The following is a 16352-nucleotide window of genomic DNA, read 5'->3' as shown; positions in this document are numbered from 1 at the left end:
CGCAGCGAACAGCACACGGAGGCGGAAGCGAGCCAGGCTCGCCGTCATATCTCGATGATGCGTGCTGCCTGATGGCCGCAGCGGGCGCCAAAAGAAAACCCGCCACGAGGGCGGGTTTTCTATCGCGGCCTTGAAGCCGCTGCTACCTGGAAGCTTGCGCTTGCGCGCGATCGATTACTTGATCTTGCCTTCCTTGTAGATCACGTGCTTGCGCACGACCGGATCGTATTTCTTGAATTCGAACTTTTCCGGCGTGTTCTTCTTGTTCTTCTGCGTGGTGTAGAAGTGGCCGGTGCCGGCCGAAGAGATCATGCGGATCTTGTCTTGTGTCTTGTTAGCCATGGCTCAATCCTCAGACCTTGTCGCCGCGGGCGCGCATCTCGGCAATCACGGCTTCGATGCCGTTCTTGTCGATGGTGCGCAGGGCATTGTTGGAAACGCGCAGCTTGATCCAGCGATTCTCGCTGGCAACCCAGAAGCGGCGCTCGTGCAGGTTGGGCAACCAGCGACGGCGGGTGCGGTTGTTCGCATGCGAGACATTGTTGCCGGTCTGCACACCTTTACCGGTGACTTGACATACACGGGCCATAACGACCTCCTAGATTGGGTTTCAAGGCCGAGGCGCGTTGCCAGGATCCATGAGAACCGCGGATTTACCGCCCGTTAGCCAGGGCAGTATCGGCCCAGCGGCGACTGGCGCCACGCGATGCTGGAGGGTGTTTCCAACGCAATGACCGCAAGGCCCGCATCGCGTGGCGGGCTCCCCAGAGTATCTGGGTCGGCAGTGGCTAGCCGCATATTCTCGCAGAAAAACCTCGCGCCGCGCAATCTACGGCTCAATCTGGCCGATCAGCCGGCGTGCGTGCCGCGGGGATGTATGGAACAATCCACCTCTTTTTTGTTCCACATAGACTCAACGACCGAGGAAATTCCGATGGCAGAAATTATCACCAACGGCCAGGCCAACGGCCAGGCCGACCAGCCGCAGCTGGTGGTGCAGAAGATCTATGTGAAGGATGTTTCCTTCGAAGTGCCCAACGCACCGCAGATCTTTCAGGACGTCAACGAGACCGAGCAGCCGCAGGTCCAGCTGAATCTGGGTCAGAAAGTCACCGAGATGGGCAACGACCAGTACGAAGTGGTGCTGAGCCTGACGTTGACCTGCACCGTCGGCCAGCGCACCGCCTACCTGGCTGAAGTGGAGCAGGCCGGTCTGTTCGGTATTGCCGGCTTCAACGAGATGGACAAGGCCGGCATCATCGGCAGCTACTGCCCGAACCTGCTTTTTCCGTATGCCCGCCAGACGATCTCCTCGTTGGTGCTGGAAGGCGGTTTCCCGCCGTTCCTGCTGCAGCCGATCAACTTCGATGCGCTGTTCGCCGAGCAGCAGCGCCGGATGATGGGCGGCGACGAGGTTCCGGCCACGCTCAACAGCTGAATCCGGGCGCTCGACATGGCTGAACGTTCCACACTGGCGGTACTCGGCGCCGGCTCCTGGGGTACCGCGCTGGCGGCACTTACCGCTCGCAACGGTGTGCCGACCACGCTGTGGGGGCGCGATCCGCGAGCCCTGGACGAGATGGCAGCGAGTCGCTGCAATCGGCGCTATCTGCCGGATATCGAGCTGCCGGCCTCGCTTCACTATGAAAGCGATCTGGCTGCCGCCGTGCGCGACGCCAGCATCGTGCTGATCGTGGTGCCCAGTCACGCGTTCGCCGCCATGCTGGTCGAGCTGGCGCCGCTGCTCGACGCCGATACGGCGATTGCCTGGGCGACCAAGGGCTTCGAGCCGGGTACCGGCCGATTTCTGCATGAACTGGTGGCGCAGCAGTTGCCGGGTCGGCCGGCGGCCGTGGTCACCGGGCCCTCGTTCGCGCGCGAAGTGGCGGTGGGTTTGCCCAGCGCCGTGACCGTGCATTCGGACAACGCGGCATTTGCGCAAACCGTCGCCAGCCTGCTGCATGCGCCGAATCTGCGCGCGTATTCCGGCGGCGACATGCTGGGCGCCGAGCTCGGTGGCGCGATGAAAAACGTGCTGGCCGTTGCCACCGGCATCGCCGACGGCATGGAGTTGGGCCTGAATGCCCGCGCCGGCCTGATCACCCGCGGCATGAACGAGATGCTGCGCCTCGGCGTGGCGCTGGGCGCGAGGCCGGAAACGCTGATCGGCCTGTCCGGCCTGGGCGATCTGGTGCTTACCTGCACCGGCGATCTCTCGCGCAACCGCCGGCTCGGTCTGGCGCTGGGTCGCGGCATCGCGATCGATGAGGCCGTGCGGCAAATCGGTCAGGTGGTGGAAAGCGTGCTCACCGCCGACGAGGTGGCTCGGCTGGCCGACAAGCACGGCCTCGATCTGCCGATCAGCGCGGGCGTGCGCGCCGTGCTGCACGGCGAAGTGACGCCGGTCGACGGCCTGCGATCGCTGATGGCGCGCGAACAGAAGCCGGAATATCCGCGCGGCCTGTTCGGCACCGTTTAGCCGGTCCGGCCGGCCCGGTGCCGGCCGTTCGCTCGACTGTTCATAAAGACCGCGGCGGAACGACGGTTGCAAGTCTCCCTGCACTGCTAAGCTCAGTGTTTTGGTCGTCGCCACGGACCGCATGCGCATGCAGCAACCGGACGAAAAAGAGCAGGCCGCGGCGCTCGCCGTCGGCGAAGAGGATACGCTGCCGCTGGCGTGGCGGCGCCTGCTGGCTGCGCCCAAGCCGGTTGCCACCGAAGACCACGGCGTGCTCGGCTTTTTTCTGGAAGTGATGCCTGAAGAGGGTGCCGTCTACGCGCACATCGATGTGGCACCGGTGCTGCTGTCGCAGATCGAGAACGGCCGCTACACACGCCCGGTGCCGCTGGACAGCAAGCATCTCGGGCAGTTGTTGCTACAACCGCACGAGCAGCGCCTCGCCGCCACGGTGCTCGGCCTGCCCCAGAGCCTGCGCAAGAGCCGCAGCTACGCCCGGCTCAGTGGCCACGTCGGCGACACCTTGCTGGCCGAAGTGCTGGATACCGCGCCGTGCTTTCTGGGCGGCTTGGCCGGGCTGCGCCTGTCGCGCGGCAAGTCGCACCCGCTCAACTGGCACTGGGTGATGGAGGCCGACGGCAGCCAGCGACTGCTGCCGCAGCTTTCCAGCAATCAGCGGCTGCTGCGGATCGACAGCCTGTGGTACCTCGATGCCGAGCGCGCCACGCTGGGCATGCTCGACGCGGCCGCCGAAGAAACGCTCTGGCTGGAACTGCCGCCGCTGAAACACGAGCACGGCAAGCGCCTGCGCAGCTGCCTGCCCAACAGCCGCCTCGCCACGCGCGTGCCGCTGCCGCAGGTCTTCGGCGAGCTGCGCCGCTCGCAGCTGGCGCCCAAGCCAGTGCTGACTCTGCACGCGTTGACCCGGCATGCGCGGCTGGCCGCGGGTACGCCGCCGTTGGGCTATGCGCGACTGGCCTTCGACTACGCCGGTGAGCGTCTGCCAGGCCGCGGTGGCGATCCGCTGGTGCGCCGCGTGCGCAACGGCCAGCTGGTGGAAATCACCCGTCGCCGTGCCGACGAACTCTCGGCGATGGAGCAGCTCGAGCATGCGGGTCTGACGCCTGGCGTCGATACCGAAGGGCTGCCCTGGGACGTCGCCGACACCTTGCCCGACGACGCCTGGCTGTTTCCCGGCACCGGTTACGCCGGCGCGCTCGAGGTCAACACCCCGGCGCGCTGGCTGGCGCTGCGGCCGAAGCTCGAGCAGGAAAACTTTCAGGTCGAATACGCGCCGAGTTTTCCGTTCGAAGTGCTCGAAGGCCCGGTGCGCTGGTACGGCCACGCGGTCGAGGACACCGACGATCACGCCTTCGATCTGGAGATCGGCATCGAGCTGGACGGCCAGCGGCACAACCTGCTGCCCGCCGTCGCCCAGGCGCTGACGGAAAATCAGCTGAGCCTGCGCCCCGCACCGAACGAACCCGAGGATGCCGTGTGGTACGCGCCGGTCGATGCGCGCCGGCGCGTGCCGGTGCGTCTGAAGGAGCTGCGTGGCTTGCTGGCGCCGCTGGCCGAATACCTCGAAAAGCCACGCAAAAAACTCCATCTGCCGCGCGTCCAGGCCGGTCGGCTGGAAGAGCTCGTCGACGCCATGCCCGGCGGCAGCGCTCTGGAGGCCTCCGAGTCGCTGCGCGGGTTTGCCGGGCGCCTGCGCCATGCAGCCGAGCGCGCCAGCGACGAGGTGCCCGAAGGCCTCACCGTCGAGCTGCGTCCGTATCAGCGCGAAGGTCTGCGCTGGTTGAATGCGCTGGCCGAGGCGGGCGTCGGCGGCGTGCTGGCCGATGACATGGGCCTGGGCAAAACGCTGCAGCTGATCACGCATCTACTGTCGCTGAAACAGGGCGGTGCGCTGAGCCAGCCGGCGCTGATCGTGGTGCCGACCAGCCTGATTCCCAACTGGCAATCGGAAATCGCGCGCTTCGCGCCGATGCTGAAGGTGCTGACCCTGCACGGGCCTCAGCGCGCCGAGGAATTCGCCCAGCTCGGCGCGCAGGACATCGTGCTGACCAGCTATGCCCTGCTGCCGCGTGACGTGGTGCCGCTGCGCAAACAGCCGTTCGCGCTGATCGTGCTGGACGAGGCGCAGCAGGTGAAAAATCCGCGCACGCAGGCGCGCCGTGCACTGCTCAGCCTGCGCACGGCGCGCTACGTCTGCCTCACCGGCACGCCGCTGGAAAATCATCTCGGCGAGCTGTGGTCGCAGGTCGATCTGGCCGTACCCGGTTTGCTCGGGGACGAGGGCGCGTTTCGCCGCTTCTATCGCGTGCCGATCGAAAAGCAGCACGACGAGGAGTGCCAGCAGCGGCTCAATCTGCGCCTGGCGCCGTTCATCCTCCGACGGACCAAGGCGCAGGTGGCGCAGGAGCTGCCACCGAAAACCGAAATCACCCGCCGCGTAGTGCTCGAAGGCCGCCAGCGCGATCTGTACGAAGGCCTGCGCCTGTCACTGGCCGAAGAGCTGCGCGAGGTCATCGCCCAGCGCGGCATCGCGCACTCCGGCATCGTGGTGCTGGACGCGCTGCTCAAGCTGCGCCAGGTCTGCTGCGATCCGCGCCTGGTGAAACTCGAAGTCGCGCGCGGCGTGCACGAGTCGGCCAAGTTCGAGATGCTGATGGACATGCTGCCGGCGCTGCTCGACGAGGGCCGCAAAGTGCTGCTGTTCTCGCAGTTCACCGGCATGCTGAAGCTGATCGCGGCCGAGCTCGACCGGCGCCGCATTCGCTACGTCACGCTCACCGGCGAAACGCGCGATCGCGCCGAGCCGGTGCAGCGTTTTCAGAACGGTGAGGTGCCGCTGTTCCTGCTGTCGCTCAAAGCCGGCGGCGTCGGCCTCAACCTCACCGCCGCCGACACCGTCATCCACTACGACCCGTGGTGGAACCCCGCCGCCGAGGCGCAGGCCAGCGACCGCGCCCATCGCATCGGCCAGGACAAGCCGGTTTTCGTGTTTCGCCTGATCACCAGCGGCACCGTCGAAGAGCGCATCGAAGAACTCAAAGCACGCAAGGCCGAACTCGCCGCGGCCGTGCTCGAAGGGGGCGGCAGCCGCGAAAAGCTCAGCTTCGATCAGGGCGATCTGGATGCGCTGCTGGCGCCCGGTTGACTATCTGAATCCAGATTTTGACGTCGTCCTCGCGGTTTTTTTTCGGTGAGGTGCACCACTCAATCGCGTCAATCGCGCGAGGCGATCTCGTCGATATGGTGCAGCATGTCGGCCGGATCTTCGTAGACGCGGAACGCGCCGGCCTCCTGCAGTTCGGCAATGCCATAGCCGCCGGATAGCAGACCGACGCCGAGCGCGCGTGCGCGCTGCGCGGCCAGCATGTCCCAGACGCTGTCGCCGATCACCAGCGCGTTGCGGATGTCGACGCCCAGCCGATCGGCGGCGGCGATGAACAGGTCGGGGTCGGGTTTCGCGTGGCGCACCTGATCGCGCGTGACCACCGGCACCTTGGTGGGGTCGACGCCGAGCGCGGCCAGATTGTGGCGCGCGGTTTCCATTCGACCGCTGGTCGCGATGGCCCAGGGGAATTTGTTTTCGGTCAAAAAATCCAGCAGCTCGCGCGCCCCGGGCAGCGGCTGCACCGCATCCGCTGCCGCCAGCCGACCGAAGGCCGCAGCGTGGTTGTGGCGCAGGCGCAGCAGCGAGTCCTCGCTGAGGGTGACGCCGGTTTCGCGCAGCAGCATGTTGAGGAACAGGCCGCCGCTCATGCCGATGCGGCGGTGAATGCGCCACACCGAGACCGGCACGCCTTCGGCATCCAGCGATTCCTTCCAGGCCAACACGTGCTGGTAGACGCTGTCGACCAGGGTGCCGTCGAGATCGAACAGGAACGCGGTTTTATCGAGCGGCATGAGTACTCCTGCAACGCCAAATCAGCATTGGATTATGTCAGGCCGGATGTGACGACCACGCGGCGCGTCGCGACGATTTCGCATCGCGGGTGCCGAAGTTCTAGTCGTGGCGATTCAGCAGCGAGCCACCGGATTCCACGATCGCCAGCGCCGCGGCACCGACCAGGCCGGGTTCCGGATTCATGATCGCCTGCGTCGGCACCTTCTCCATGGTGTCGCGGAAACGGCCCTTCGCTTCGAAGCGCTCGCGGAAGCGGCCGCGCTCCATCCACGGCAGCAGGATCGGCACCAGGCCGCCAGTGAGGTATACGCCGTCCCAGGCGCCGATGGTCATGACCAGGTCGCCGGCGACGCTGCCGAAGATGCCGGCAAAGGTTTCCACCACCTGCACGCACAGCGGGTCGCTGTTGCTGTTGGCGCGCAGGCTGATGTCTTCGGGCTTCAGCGATTCGGGCGTCTTGCCGGCGATCTCGCACAGCACGTCGTACAGGTTGACCAGGCCGTTGCCACAGATCAGCCGCTCGTTCGACACGCGGCCGTAGCGCTGGTTGAGGCGCTTGAGAATTTCGATGTCTTCCGGCGAGTGCGCCGCGAAGCCGGCGTGGCCGCCTTCGGTCTGCAGCACGCTGCACTTGCCCTGGCGGATCAGCAGGCCGCCTACGCCAAGCCCGGTGCCGGGGCCGACGATGACGAAGGTCTGCTCATCCTGCGTGCCGGGTTTGGGCAGGGGCAGACCGCCGACAGGGACCAGATCTTTCGGCTGCAGCAGCATGACCGCCATGCTCTGGGCGGCAAAGTCGTTGACCAGGTGTACCGACTCCATGCCCAGCTCGGCCTGCAGCCTCGGCGCGGAAATGGCCCACGGATTGTTGGTGATCTGCACCGTCTCGCCTTCGCTGATGCGCCCGGCGGCGGCGATCAGCGCACGGTTGGCTTCCAGCCCGCTGTCCTTGAAGTACTGGCGTATCGCGTCGGCCAGCGAGGCGAAGTCGTTGACGTGATAGCGCCGTACGGTGTCCATCTGCAGCGGCGTGGCCCCGTTCGGGTCGGACAGGGCAAATCGCACATTGGTGCCGCCGAGATCGGCTAGCAGGGTCGGGGCGGAAACACGCATCAGAGCTCCATCGGACAAAGCGGAAAACGCCAAGCCTGCCGGGAATGCCGCCCATCGTCCAGCGTTACGGTCAATGACACCCCTTTTCAAAAGGCTGCCGGGCGGAAAGTCCGCCCGGCTCACGCCTTATTTCTTGCCGTTTGCGCTGCCACCCGAGGCGCTGCGCAACGCCGTCAGCAGGGCCTCGCCGTTCGGGCTGCCCAGGCCGGTGCAGGCGTCCCAGCCGGCCGCCGCCTTATAGGTGCCGTTGTTGCCCTCGGTAATGTCGTGAAAGGCGGCCTTGCCGGCCTGATACAGCGCCACATGGCCATCGCCCAGCGTGGTGCCGAGCGCCTGGTTGAGTCGCGCCACCAGCGCCGCCCAGAGTGGCGCGACGGCGCTGGTACCGCCGTACACCACGTCCTTGCCGTCGACGCGTATCTGATAGCCCGTGAGCGGGTCGGCGTCGCCGGCCACGTCGGGCACGCCGCGCCCCTTGAAGCTGGCCGCGCCGGTTGGCACCTTCGATGAGGCCTGCCATGTGGGCAGCGGATAGACCGTACTCACGCCGCCGCCGGTGGCGCCGTTGCCGGTGGCCGTTTCGTTCCACACGACTTCGCTGGCGATCTTGCTGCCGCGGGCGGTGAGCTTGGTGCCACCGCAGGCCAGCACGCTCGGGCTCGAGGAGGGAAAGTCCACGTGCGGCTGGCCGTCGGTCTCGCCATCGGTAGAGCCGGCGTCGCCCGCAGCCACGGTGACGGTAATGCCCAGCGCGATGGCGTCCTGCAGCGCCGACTCCAGCGCGTCGCGACCCTGCGGCGCCCAGCTGTCCTCCGGGCCACCCCAGCTGATCGACATCACCGTGGGCTTGTTGGTGGTGTCGTGCGCCGCCTGCGCGATGGCGTTGTAGAAGCCCTGATCGGTATTGGTGGTGAAGTAGACGACGAATTTCGCGCCGGGCGCCAGCGCGCCGGCCACCTCGATGTCTAGCATCACCTCGCCATCGGCATCGCCGCCGGGCGTATTGCTGCCGCCGTCGACGGACACGCTCGTTACGGTCGGCCCCTTGATGCCCAAACCGGAAAAATACGTATCCAGATCGGCCTGCTGATAGCCGCCGCCCAGCTCGATGATCGCGACGGTCTGGCCGGTGCCATCGGTACCGGCGGGAAACTGGTACAGCTCGCCCAGCTGCAGCGGCGTAAAGCTGTTGATCGGTTGCGCAAGCGGCTTGCGGAAATGCGCGGTGGCGACCGGACGCTTATCCAGGCCAAGCACCGCGATGATCGATGGGTCAGGCAGGGTCGGCTCCTGCGCACAGCCAATGAAGTGCGCACCACTGCTGCCGATCGCGTACTGGCCGAGGTCCACGCCGAAGGCATCCTTCATGCTCTGCGCGGTGCCGCTGAGATGCAGCGTGCGCCGGTCCATGTGGCAATCCAGCTCGCGCATGCCGTGCTTTTTGCTGAGCGCTCGCACGCGCTCCACGTCGGCCGGGTCGGCGCCGTGCCGATCGGCATAATCCGCGCGGGACATCGCCGCGTGCGGCCACGCGGCGGCAGGTGGCGCGGCGCGGTGGCGAAAAACCAGGGTCACGTCGACGGTGGCGTTCGGATCATGCGGCCCGATGTAGCGGACGTCGGCGGGCAGGCTGGAGCGGGTCGTAGCATTCATGAACTTACCTCGGAGCAGTGGCGATCGATGGAGGACACGTCGAGCATGCGCAAGACTGCGCTCATGTGGCGAGATGCAGGACACGTTCGAGATTCGACGTTCAGCCCAGGGTGAGGTCTGTGCAGGTCGCGTGTGCTGTGAAAGCTGCGGCCAGCCGTCGCGCCTGCATCGGCGCGATCTGGCCTAAAATGAACGCCTTATTCAACGTCTGGATTTGCGATGAGCTTTCCTGCCATCCGCATGCGCCGCATGCGCCGCGATGCGTTTTCCCGCGCGCTGATGCGCGAGCACACCCTGCACAGCAGCGATCTGATCATGGTCGCCTTCGTGATCGAGGGCGAAAACCGGCGCGTGGCCGTGCCCTCGATGCCGGGCGTCGAGCGGCTGTCCATCGATATGCTGCTGGAGCTGGCCGGCGAGTGCGTGCGGCTGGGCATTCCCGCGCTGGCGCTGTTTCCGATTACCGACGCGCCGAAAACCGAGGACGCCGCCGAAGCGTGGAATCCCGACGGCCTGATGCAACGCGCCACCCGTGCGCTGAAAGCGACATACCCCGAGCTGGGCCTGATCGGCGACGTCGCGCTCGACCCGTACACCTCGCATGGCCAGGACGGCCTGATCGACGAAAACGGCTACGTCGTCAACGAGGCCACCGTCGACGCGCTGATCAAGATGTCGCTGGCGCAGGCCGAAGCCGGCATGGATTTCGTCGCGCCCTCGGACATGATGGACGGCCGCATCGGCGCCATCCGCGACGCACTCGAAGAAGCCGGCCACATTCACACGCGCATTCTTGCCTACTCGGCGAAATACGCCTCGGCGTTCTACGGCCCGTTCCGTGACGCCGTGGGTTCGTCCGCCAATCTCGGCAAGGGCAACAAGCACACGTACCAGATGGACGTGGCCAACAGCGACGAAGCCCTGCGCGAAGTCGAACTGGATATCCAGGAGGGTGCCGATGCGGTCATGGTCAAACCCGGCCTGCCGTATCTGGACATCGTGCGCCGGGTGAAAGACACCTTCGGCGTGCCGACGTTCGTGTATCAGGTCAGCGGCGAGTACGCGATGCTGAAAGCCGCCACGCAAAATGGCTGGCTGGATGAGAAGGCGGTGGTGCTGGAATCGCTGACGGCGATGAAGCGGGCGGGGGCGGATGCGATTCTTACCTATTTTGCGCTGGATGCGGCGCGGTGGATCCGGGGAGAGTAGTTCTCACTCTTTTTAAGGTTCTGTATTGATTGCAGCGATGGCTCTAGGACTGATTTAGCTATTCACTTTCCAGTTGCAGCAGGATATCAATCGAATAGCGCGTAGGTTGGGTTGAGCCTGCGAGCGTGGAGGCAGGATGCCTGAACTAACATTCGCGCAGCCAATGGCCCGAAGGGCGGCTCGCGGAGGCGAGCCGTCAACCCAGCATGTTCGTAGCCTGATGTTGGGCATCGCTTTGCTCAGCCAAACTACGCCGTCCTTTCTGCGATTCACCACCCGAGTTTGTTTGCCATGACACCCACGCGTCTTGAAATCACCCGCCCCGACGACTGGCATCTGCATCTTCGCGATGGCGATGCGCTGGCTTCGGTGATCGGCCATACCGCGCAGCGGTTTGCGCGCGCCATCGTGATGCCCAACCTGAAGCCGCCGGTGACCACGGTGGCGCAGGCCGAGGATTATCGTGGGCGGATTCTGGCGAGCCTGCCGGCGGGTATGCGCTTCGAGCCGCTGATGACGCTGTACCTCACCGAGGACACCCTGGCCGAAGAGATCGTGCGGGCCAAGGAAAGTAGCAGCGTCTTTGCGATGAAGTATTACCCGGCGGGGGCCACCACCAATTCGCAGTCCGGCGTGCGCGAGCTGTCGCGCGTCTATCCCGTGCTCGAAGCGATGGAGCGGCATGATCTGCCTCTGCTGCTGCACGGCGAGGTCACCGATCCAGATATCGACATCTTCGATCGCGAACGCGTTTTCATCGAACGCCACCTGCTGCCGCTGCAGGCCAGGTTTCCGGCGTTGCGCATGGTGCTCGAGCACATCACGACCCGCGATGCAGTGGAGTTCGTCAGCGGCGCCCCGGCGAATGTAGCTGCCACCATCACCGCGCATCATCTGCTGCTGAATCGCAATGCGCTGTTCGAAGGTGGCATGCGCCCGCACAACTATTGCGCGCCGATCCTCAAGCGGGAGACGCATCGCACGGCCTTGCTGCAGGCGGCGACCAGCGGTGACACGCATTTTTTCCTCGGTACCGATAGCGCGCCGCATCCGCGCGAAGCGAAGGAAACGGACTGCGGCTGCGCCGGTCTTTACACGGCGCACGCGGCGCTGGAGCTGTATGCCGAAGCGTTCGAGCAGGTCGATCGGCTCGATCGGCTCGAAGCCTTTGCCAGCTTTCATGGTCCAGATTTTTATCGTCTGCCGCGCAATAAAGAACGCATCGCGCTCGAGCGCACGCCGTGGATCGTGCCAGGCGAATATCCGTTGGCGGGATCCACCTGCAAGCCGATGCGCGCTGGTGAGTCGGTGGCGTGGTCTATCGTGTCCTAATCGAAGCGATGCATCCACGCCTCATACGTAATGCGCCCACTGCCTCAAAGCGTAGGTTGAGTTGAGCTTGCAAAACCCAACATTTACCGCCAGGTGCTGTTGGGCATCGCTGCGCTCAGCCCAACCTACGGGTTAGCGCTGTCGGCTCAGTACGCGAACTCGCGGAATACCGGGTCGACGCTGCCGTTCCAGGCGCCGTGAAAGAGCTCGAGCTTGCGCTCGGCCGGGGTCTGGTTGGCCTGCACGATTTCGATCATCGGCTCGAGGAAAATGCTTTCGTCGGCGCCGTGCTGGTTGAGCATGGCGCGGCGCTTGAGGCCGTGGCTGGCGATCTTCAGGGCTTCTTCGGACAGGTCACGCACCGTGCCGTTACGGAACGGCAGCTTGAGGCCGTGTTTCGGCACGCCGTCGCGCAGGGCATGACGTTCCTCGCGGCTGAAATCCTTGACCAGATCCCATGCGGCGTCCAGCGCCTCGTCGTCGTACAGCAGGCCGACCCATAGCGCGGGCAGGGCGCATAGCCGATTCCACGGGCCGCCGTCGGCGCCGCGCATTTCCAGGTATTGCTTGAGGCGTACTTCCGGAAAGGCGGTGGTGAGGTGGTCGGCAAAGTCCTTCATGGTCGCCTTTGTGCCCGGCAGCTGCGCCAGTTCACCGGCCATGAACCGCTTGAAGTCCTGCCCGGCCAGGTCGATGTACTTGCCTTCCTGGAAACTGAAATACATCGGCACGTCGAGGATGTAGTCGACGTAGCGCTCGTAGCCGAAGCTGTCGTCGAAGACGAAGTCGAGCATGCCGGTGCGAGCCTTGTCGGTATCGGTCCAGATGTGCGAGCGATAGGACAGATAGCCGTTTGGGCGGCCTTCCGTGAACGGTGAATCGGCGAACAGCGCGGTGGCGATCGGCTGCAGCGCCAGGCTCACGCGGAATTTCTTGATCATGTCGGCCTGGCTGGAAAAGTCCAGGTTCACCTGCACCGTGCAGGTGCGCGTCATCATATCCAGGCCGAGCGAGCCGACCTTGGGCATGTACTCGCGCATGATCTTGTAGCGACCTTTCGGCATCCACGGCATCTCGTCGCGCTTCCACTTCGGCTGAAAGCCCATGCCGAGAAAGCCCAGGCCCATGCCGTCGGCGATCGAGCGCACTTCTTCCAGGTGCGTGTTCACTTCGGTGCAGGTCTGGTGGATGGTTTCCAGCGGCGCGCCGGACAGCTCCAGCTGGCCGGCCGGCTCCAGCGTGATCGAGGCCATGTCGCGCGACAGCGCCACCGGGTTCTCGCCCTCGCGCGTCACGTCCCAGCCGTAGCGGGTGGCGATGGTTTCCAGCAGATGCTTGATGCCGCGCTCGCCCTCGAAGGTGGGCGCGCGCAGGTCGTCGGTGCGAAAGCCGAACTTTTCGTGCTCGGTACCGATGCGCCACGCCTCGCGCGGCTTTTCGCCGGCGGCAAGGTAATCGATGAGCTGCTGGCGGCCCTGAATCGGCGTGTTCTTGACGGCGCTGGGTATGGACACGGGGACTCGCCTTGCTTGGATGTGCACAGACTAATGGGGGGCGCGGCATGACAACAAAAGGGTCGGCCGACGGATAATTGTACGCGAGAGTTCAGATGATGCTCGCGGTCTATGCGGCGTGGATTGGCTCACCGCAGCCACCCGCCCTTCGGTGCGACAGCTAGAAACGAAGAGGCCGGCAATTCGCCGGCCTCTTCGTCTACCGCCAGTCTCAGGCGATTAGCGCTTCATCGAATTGAAGAACTCGTCGTTCGACTTGGTGTTCTTCATCTTGTCGAGCATGAACTCGATGGCGCTCAGTTCGTCCATCGGGTGCAGCAGCTTGCGCAGGATCCAGATCTTCGCGAGCAGGTCCGGGTCGATCAGCAGATCTTCGCGGCGGGTGCCGGAGCGGTTGATGTCGATCGCCGGGTACACGCGCTTCTCGGAGATGCGGCGGCTCAGGTGCACTTCCATGTTGCCGGTGCCCTTGAACTCCTCGTAGATCACCTCGTCCATCTTGCTGCCGGTTTCGGTCAGCGCGGTGGCGATGATGGTCAGGCTGCCGCCTTCCTCGACGTTGCGGGCGGCGCCGAAGAAGCGCTTCGGACGCTGCAGCGCATTGGCGTCGACGCCGCCGGTGAGCACCTTGCCGGAGCTGGGGATCACGGTGTTGTAGGCGCGAGCGAGGCGGGTGATCGAGTCGAGCAGGATGATCACGTCTTTCTTGTGCTCGACCAGGCGTTTGGCCCGCTCGATCACCATCTCGGCGACCTGCACATGACGCACGGCCGGCTCGTCGAAGGTCGAGCTGATGACCTCGGCGCGCACGGTGCGGGCGATCTCGGTGACTTCTTCCGGGCGCTCGTCGATCAGCAGCATGATCAGGTGCGCTTCGGGATGGTTGTACTGGATGGCCTGCGCGATGTTCTGCAGCATCATCGTCTTACCGGACTTCGGCTGCGACACGATCAGGCCGCGCTGGCCCTTGCCGATCGGCGCGATCAGGTCGAGCACGCGGCCGGTGATGTCTTCGCTGGAGCCGTTGCCGCGCTCGAGCTTGAACGCCTTGCGCGGAAACAGCGGCGTCAGGTTCTCGAACAGCATCTTGTTCTTCGACGCTTCCGGCGGATCGCCGTTGATGTCGTCGACGCGCAGCATGGCGAAGTAGCGCTCGCCTTCCTTCGGATGACGCACGCGGCCGGTGATGTAGTCGCCGGTGCGCAGGTTGAAGCGGCGGATCTGGCTGGGCGACACGTAGATGTCGTCGGGACCGGCCAGGTAGGACTCATCGGCAGAGCGCAGGAAGCCGAAGCCGTCCTGCAGGATTTCCAGCACACCTTCAGCCCAGATGCCGCCGCCGGAGCGGGCGTGCGCCTTGAGCACGTTGAAGATCACGTCCTGCTTGCGCGCGCGCGCCACGCCCTCGTAGACGCCCAGCGACTCGGCGAATTCCAGCAGCTGCGGCGCCTTCATGCGCTTGAGCTCGGTGAGGTTGATGACGCGATCGTTGCTGCCCGGATCGGCGTTGTCGTCGTCGACCGGCAGGCCGTTGGGATTCGGCCGCGGATTGTTCTGCGGACGCTGCGAACCCTGCTGCGGACCGCGCTCGTTGCGCTCGTTGCGCCGGCGGCGGCCGCGCGGGTCGCGGTCGCGCGGGTTGTTGGGGTTGTTCGGGTTATTGCCCTGGTTCGGATGCTGCCCGGCGTTCTGGCCGCCGTTGGAGCCGCCGTTCGGATTCTGACCCTGGCCGCCGTTCGGCTGGCCCGGGTTCGAGCCATGCTGGCTGGGCTGGCCCTGGTTTGACGAAGGCGGCGTCGACGACGGCTGGCCAGACGAAGGCTGATTCGAAGACGGCGGTGAAGCGCCATGATTCGATGAGCCCTGGTTGGATGACGTCTGGTTTGATGAATTCTGGTTGGCGCTGGAAGCGTGCGGCTGCGCCTGATTCCCATCGCGAGGCGCCGCGTTCGGGTTCGGCGCCTGCGCCGTATTGCCCGGCTGGGCGGACTCGTTGCCGTGGCTATTGCCGTGAGACGACGCCGGTTCGCGCGGCTCATGCGAGGCGCGAGGCAAAGGCAGAGGCGGTTGATGGGAAGACGATGCTGCAGGCGGCGGATTTGCCGGTGCCGACGCCTGTGGCGTGGAGCGCTCTACGTTCGGCTGCTGGGCCGGCGGTGCGTGCGCTGCGCCGGACTTCTCAGCCGCCGCGGCCCGCGCGGCAGCCATCTCCGCCGCGGTGCGGCGCGGCGCGCGCTGGCGCGGCTCGGGCTTGCCTTCGGATGCAGGCTTGGTATCGGCGCTTTTGGCGTCGTTGGGGTTTTTATTTTCGTTATCAGACACGGGCTATCCTCGCGGGGCGCCGTTGAACTTCAGGAGGGGTGTTTGTGCGTCGCGCAGAAGGCGCTCGGGGACAGGACTGTCCCGACGGACTGATTGAATCTAGCACTCGTCAGGTGCCGGCGTAAAGCCTCGTGCGCCTACCTGACTCGGTCAGACAGGCGCGGTAAAGCGGTTTGGCTCTGAGCTAGCTCAGATGGCCTTGTCGATCATCTGGGTCAGCTGCCCCTTGCTCACGGCGCCGATCTGGGTCGCTTCGACCTTGCCGTTCTTGAACACCATCAGGGTCGGGATGCCGCGCACGCCGTAGGTCCGCGGCGTCTGCTGGTTCTGATCGATGTTCACCTTGACCACCCGCAGCTTGCCTTCGTACTGCTTGGCCAGCTCGTCCAGCATGGGTGCAATGGCCTTGCAGGGGCCGCACCATTCGGCCCAGAAATCGAGCAGCACGGGCGTGTCGGACTTGAGCACCTGCTGTTCGAAGGCGTCATCGGTTACGTGGGTAATCAGGTCGCTCACGGGAGTCTCCGAGGCTGTGGGGCGAAAAATCGCAGAAGGATTAGATGGGGCGGCGGGCGAATAAATGCAAGGAGTGACGGCGGCAGGCCTTCATCAGCTACACTCACGTGCCCATGAAGCCAGAGTTGGGGCTGAATAGAGGCATCGCCGAACCGGCGGAGCTTCATTGCAGCGTAACTCCGGGCACGATTCAAGGGCGGCCTTGCAAACCGCCCGTCGGACCGCCGTCAAACCCGGCGTCGCCAGCCGCGGCGCGACCTTGCCGACTATTCGACAGTGAACCAAGGCTTCACTGCGCCCCGCGCACCCGTCCTGC

At 65.2% G+C, this 16352-nt stretch carries 13 protein-coding genes; 5 read left to right on the top strand and 8 right to left on the bottom strand.

Features of this window, described 5'->3' with window-relative positions; genetic code table 11:
- Positions 1 to 174: 174 nt before the first annotated feature.
- Both rpmG and rpmB read right to left on the bottom strand, forming a co-directional pair.
- On the bottom strand, positions 175 to 342 hold the full coding sequence (gene rpmG, locus HDE76_RS15130) for a 50S ribosomal protein L33 (protein ID WP_072759007.1): 168 nt from the start codon (positions 340 to 342) through the stop codon (positions 175 to 177).
- A 10-nt stretch (positions 343 to 352) separates the two neighbouring features.
- Positions 353 to 589 (bottom strand): 50S ribosomal protein L28, encoded by a 237-nt coding sequence (gene rpmB / locus HDE76_RS15125; protein ID WP_179478178.1) that lies wholly within the window; start codon positions 587 to 589, stop codon positions 353 to 355.
- Positions 590 to 934: 345 nt separating this feature from the next.
- Here rpmB and secB point away from each other — a divergent pair, with 345 nt between their 5' ends.
- The 3 genes from secB to HDE76_RS15110 all read left to right on the top strand — a co-directional run bounded on the left by secB (position 935) and on the right by HDE76_RS15110 (position 5624).
- The gene (gene secB / locus HDE76_RS15120; protein ID WP_184508796.1) at positions 935 to 1438 is read left to right on the top strand and encodes a protein-export chaperone SecB; all 504 of its coding nucleotides are present in this window, start codon (positions 935 to 937) and stop codon (positions 1436 to 1438) included.
- Between the two features lie 15 nt (positions 1439 to 1453).
- Positions 1454 to 2479 carry an NAD(P)H-dependent glycerol-3-phosphate dehydrogenase gene (locus HDE76_RS15115; RefSeq protein ID WP_184508794.1) on the top strand — a complete coding sequence of 342 codons (1026 nt, stop codon included), beginning with the start codon at positions 1454 to 1456 and terminating at the stop codon, positions 2477 to 2479.
- Between the two features lie 127 nt (positions 2480 to 2606).
- Entirely contained in the window at positions 2607 to 5624 is a 3018-nt protein-coding gene (locus tag HDE76_RS15110; RefSeq protein WP_184508791.1) for a DEAD/DEAH box helicase, read from the top strand.
- Between the two features lie 68 nt (positions 5625 to 5692).
- On the opposite strand, the gene HDE76_RS15105 is transcribed toward HDE76_RS15110, so the two are convergent.
- From HDE76_RS15105 to HDE76_RS15095, 3 genes are all read right to left on the bottom strand, one after another.
- The gene (locus HDE76_RS15105) at positions 5693 to 6376 is read right to left on the bottom strand and encodes an HAD family hydrolase (protein ID WP_184508789.1); all 684 of its coding nucleotides are present in this window, start codon (positions 6374 to 6376) and stop codon (positions 5693 to 5695) included.
- Between the two features lie 100 nt (positions 6377 to 6476).
- Positions 6477 to 7490: a glucokinase gene (glk, locus tag HDE76_RS15100; protein ID WP_184508787.1), complete on the bottom strand. Its 1014-nt coding sequence runs from the start codon at positions 7488 to 7490 to the stop codon at positions 6477 to 6479.
- Between the two features lie 126 nt (positions 7491 to 7616).
- Positions 7617 to 9143 carry a S53 family peptidase gene (locus HDE76_RS15095; RefSeq protein ID WP_184508785.1) on the bottom strand — a complete coding sequence of 509 codons (1527 nt, stop codon included), beginning with the start codon at positions 9141 to 9143 and terminating at the stop codon, positions 7617 to 7619.
- A gap of 219 nt (positions 9144 to 9362) precedes the next feature.
- Between HDE76_RS15095 and hemB the strand changes: the two genes are divergently transcribed.
- Together hemB and pyrC are read left to right on the top strand one after the other, a co-directional pair.
- The gene (gene hemB, locus HDE76_RS15090; RefSeq protein ID WP_184508783.1) at positions 9363 to 10352 is read left to right on the top strand and encodes a porphobilinogen synthase; all 990 of its coding nucleotides are present in this window, start codon (positions 9363 to 9365) and stop codon (positions 10350 to 10352) included.
- Between the two features lie 291 nt (positions 10353 to 10643).
- Positions 10644 to 11684 (top strand): dihydroorotase, encoded by a 1041-nt coding sequence (gene pyrC / locus HDE76_RS15085; protein WP_184508781.1) that lies wholly within the window; start codon positions 10644 to 10646, stop codon positions 11682 to 11684.
- A gap of 146 nt (positions 11685 to 11830) precedes the next feature.
- On the opposite strand, the gene HDE76_RS15080 is transcribed toward pyrC, so the two are convergent.
- The 3 genes from HDE76_RS15080 to trxA form a co-directional block, all read right to left on the bottom strand.
- Complete coding sequence (locus HDE76_RS15080; RefSeq protein WP_184508779.1) at positions 11831 to 13198, bottom strand: glutamate--cysteine ligase; 1368 nt, start codon at positions 13196 to 13198, stop codon at positions 11831 to 11833.
- 219 nt (positions 13199 to 13417) lie between these two features.
- The gene (rho, locus tag HDE76_RS15075; RefSeq protein ID WP_255481634.1) at positions 13418 to 15406 is read right to left on the bottom strand and encodes a transcription termination factor Rho; all 1989 of its coding nucleotides are present in this window, start codon (positions 15404 to 15406) and stop codon (positions 13418 to 13420) included.
- Between the two features lie 303 nt (positions 15407 to 15709).
- Complete coding sequence (trxA, locus tag HDE76_RS15070) at positions 15710 to 16036, bottom strand: thioredoxin TrxA (protein WP_179478156.1); 327 nt, start codon at positions 16034 to 16036, stop codon at positions 15710 to 15712.
- Positions 16037 to 16352: the final 316 nt, after the last annotated feature.

Origin of the sequence: Rhodanobacter sp. ANJX3, assembly GCF_014200755.1 — a bacterium.
In the GTDB taxonomy this organism is placed as follows: Bacteria; Pseudomonadota; Gammaproteobacteria; order Xanthomonadales; family Rhodanobacteraceae; genus Rhodanobacter.
This window is presented reverse-complemented; position numbering and strand designations above follow the sequence as displayed.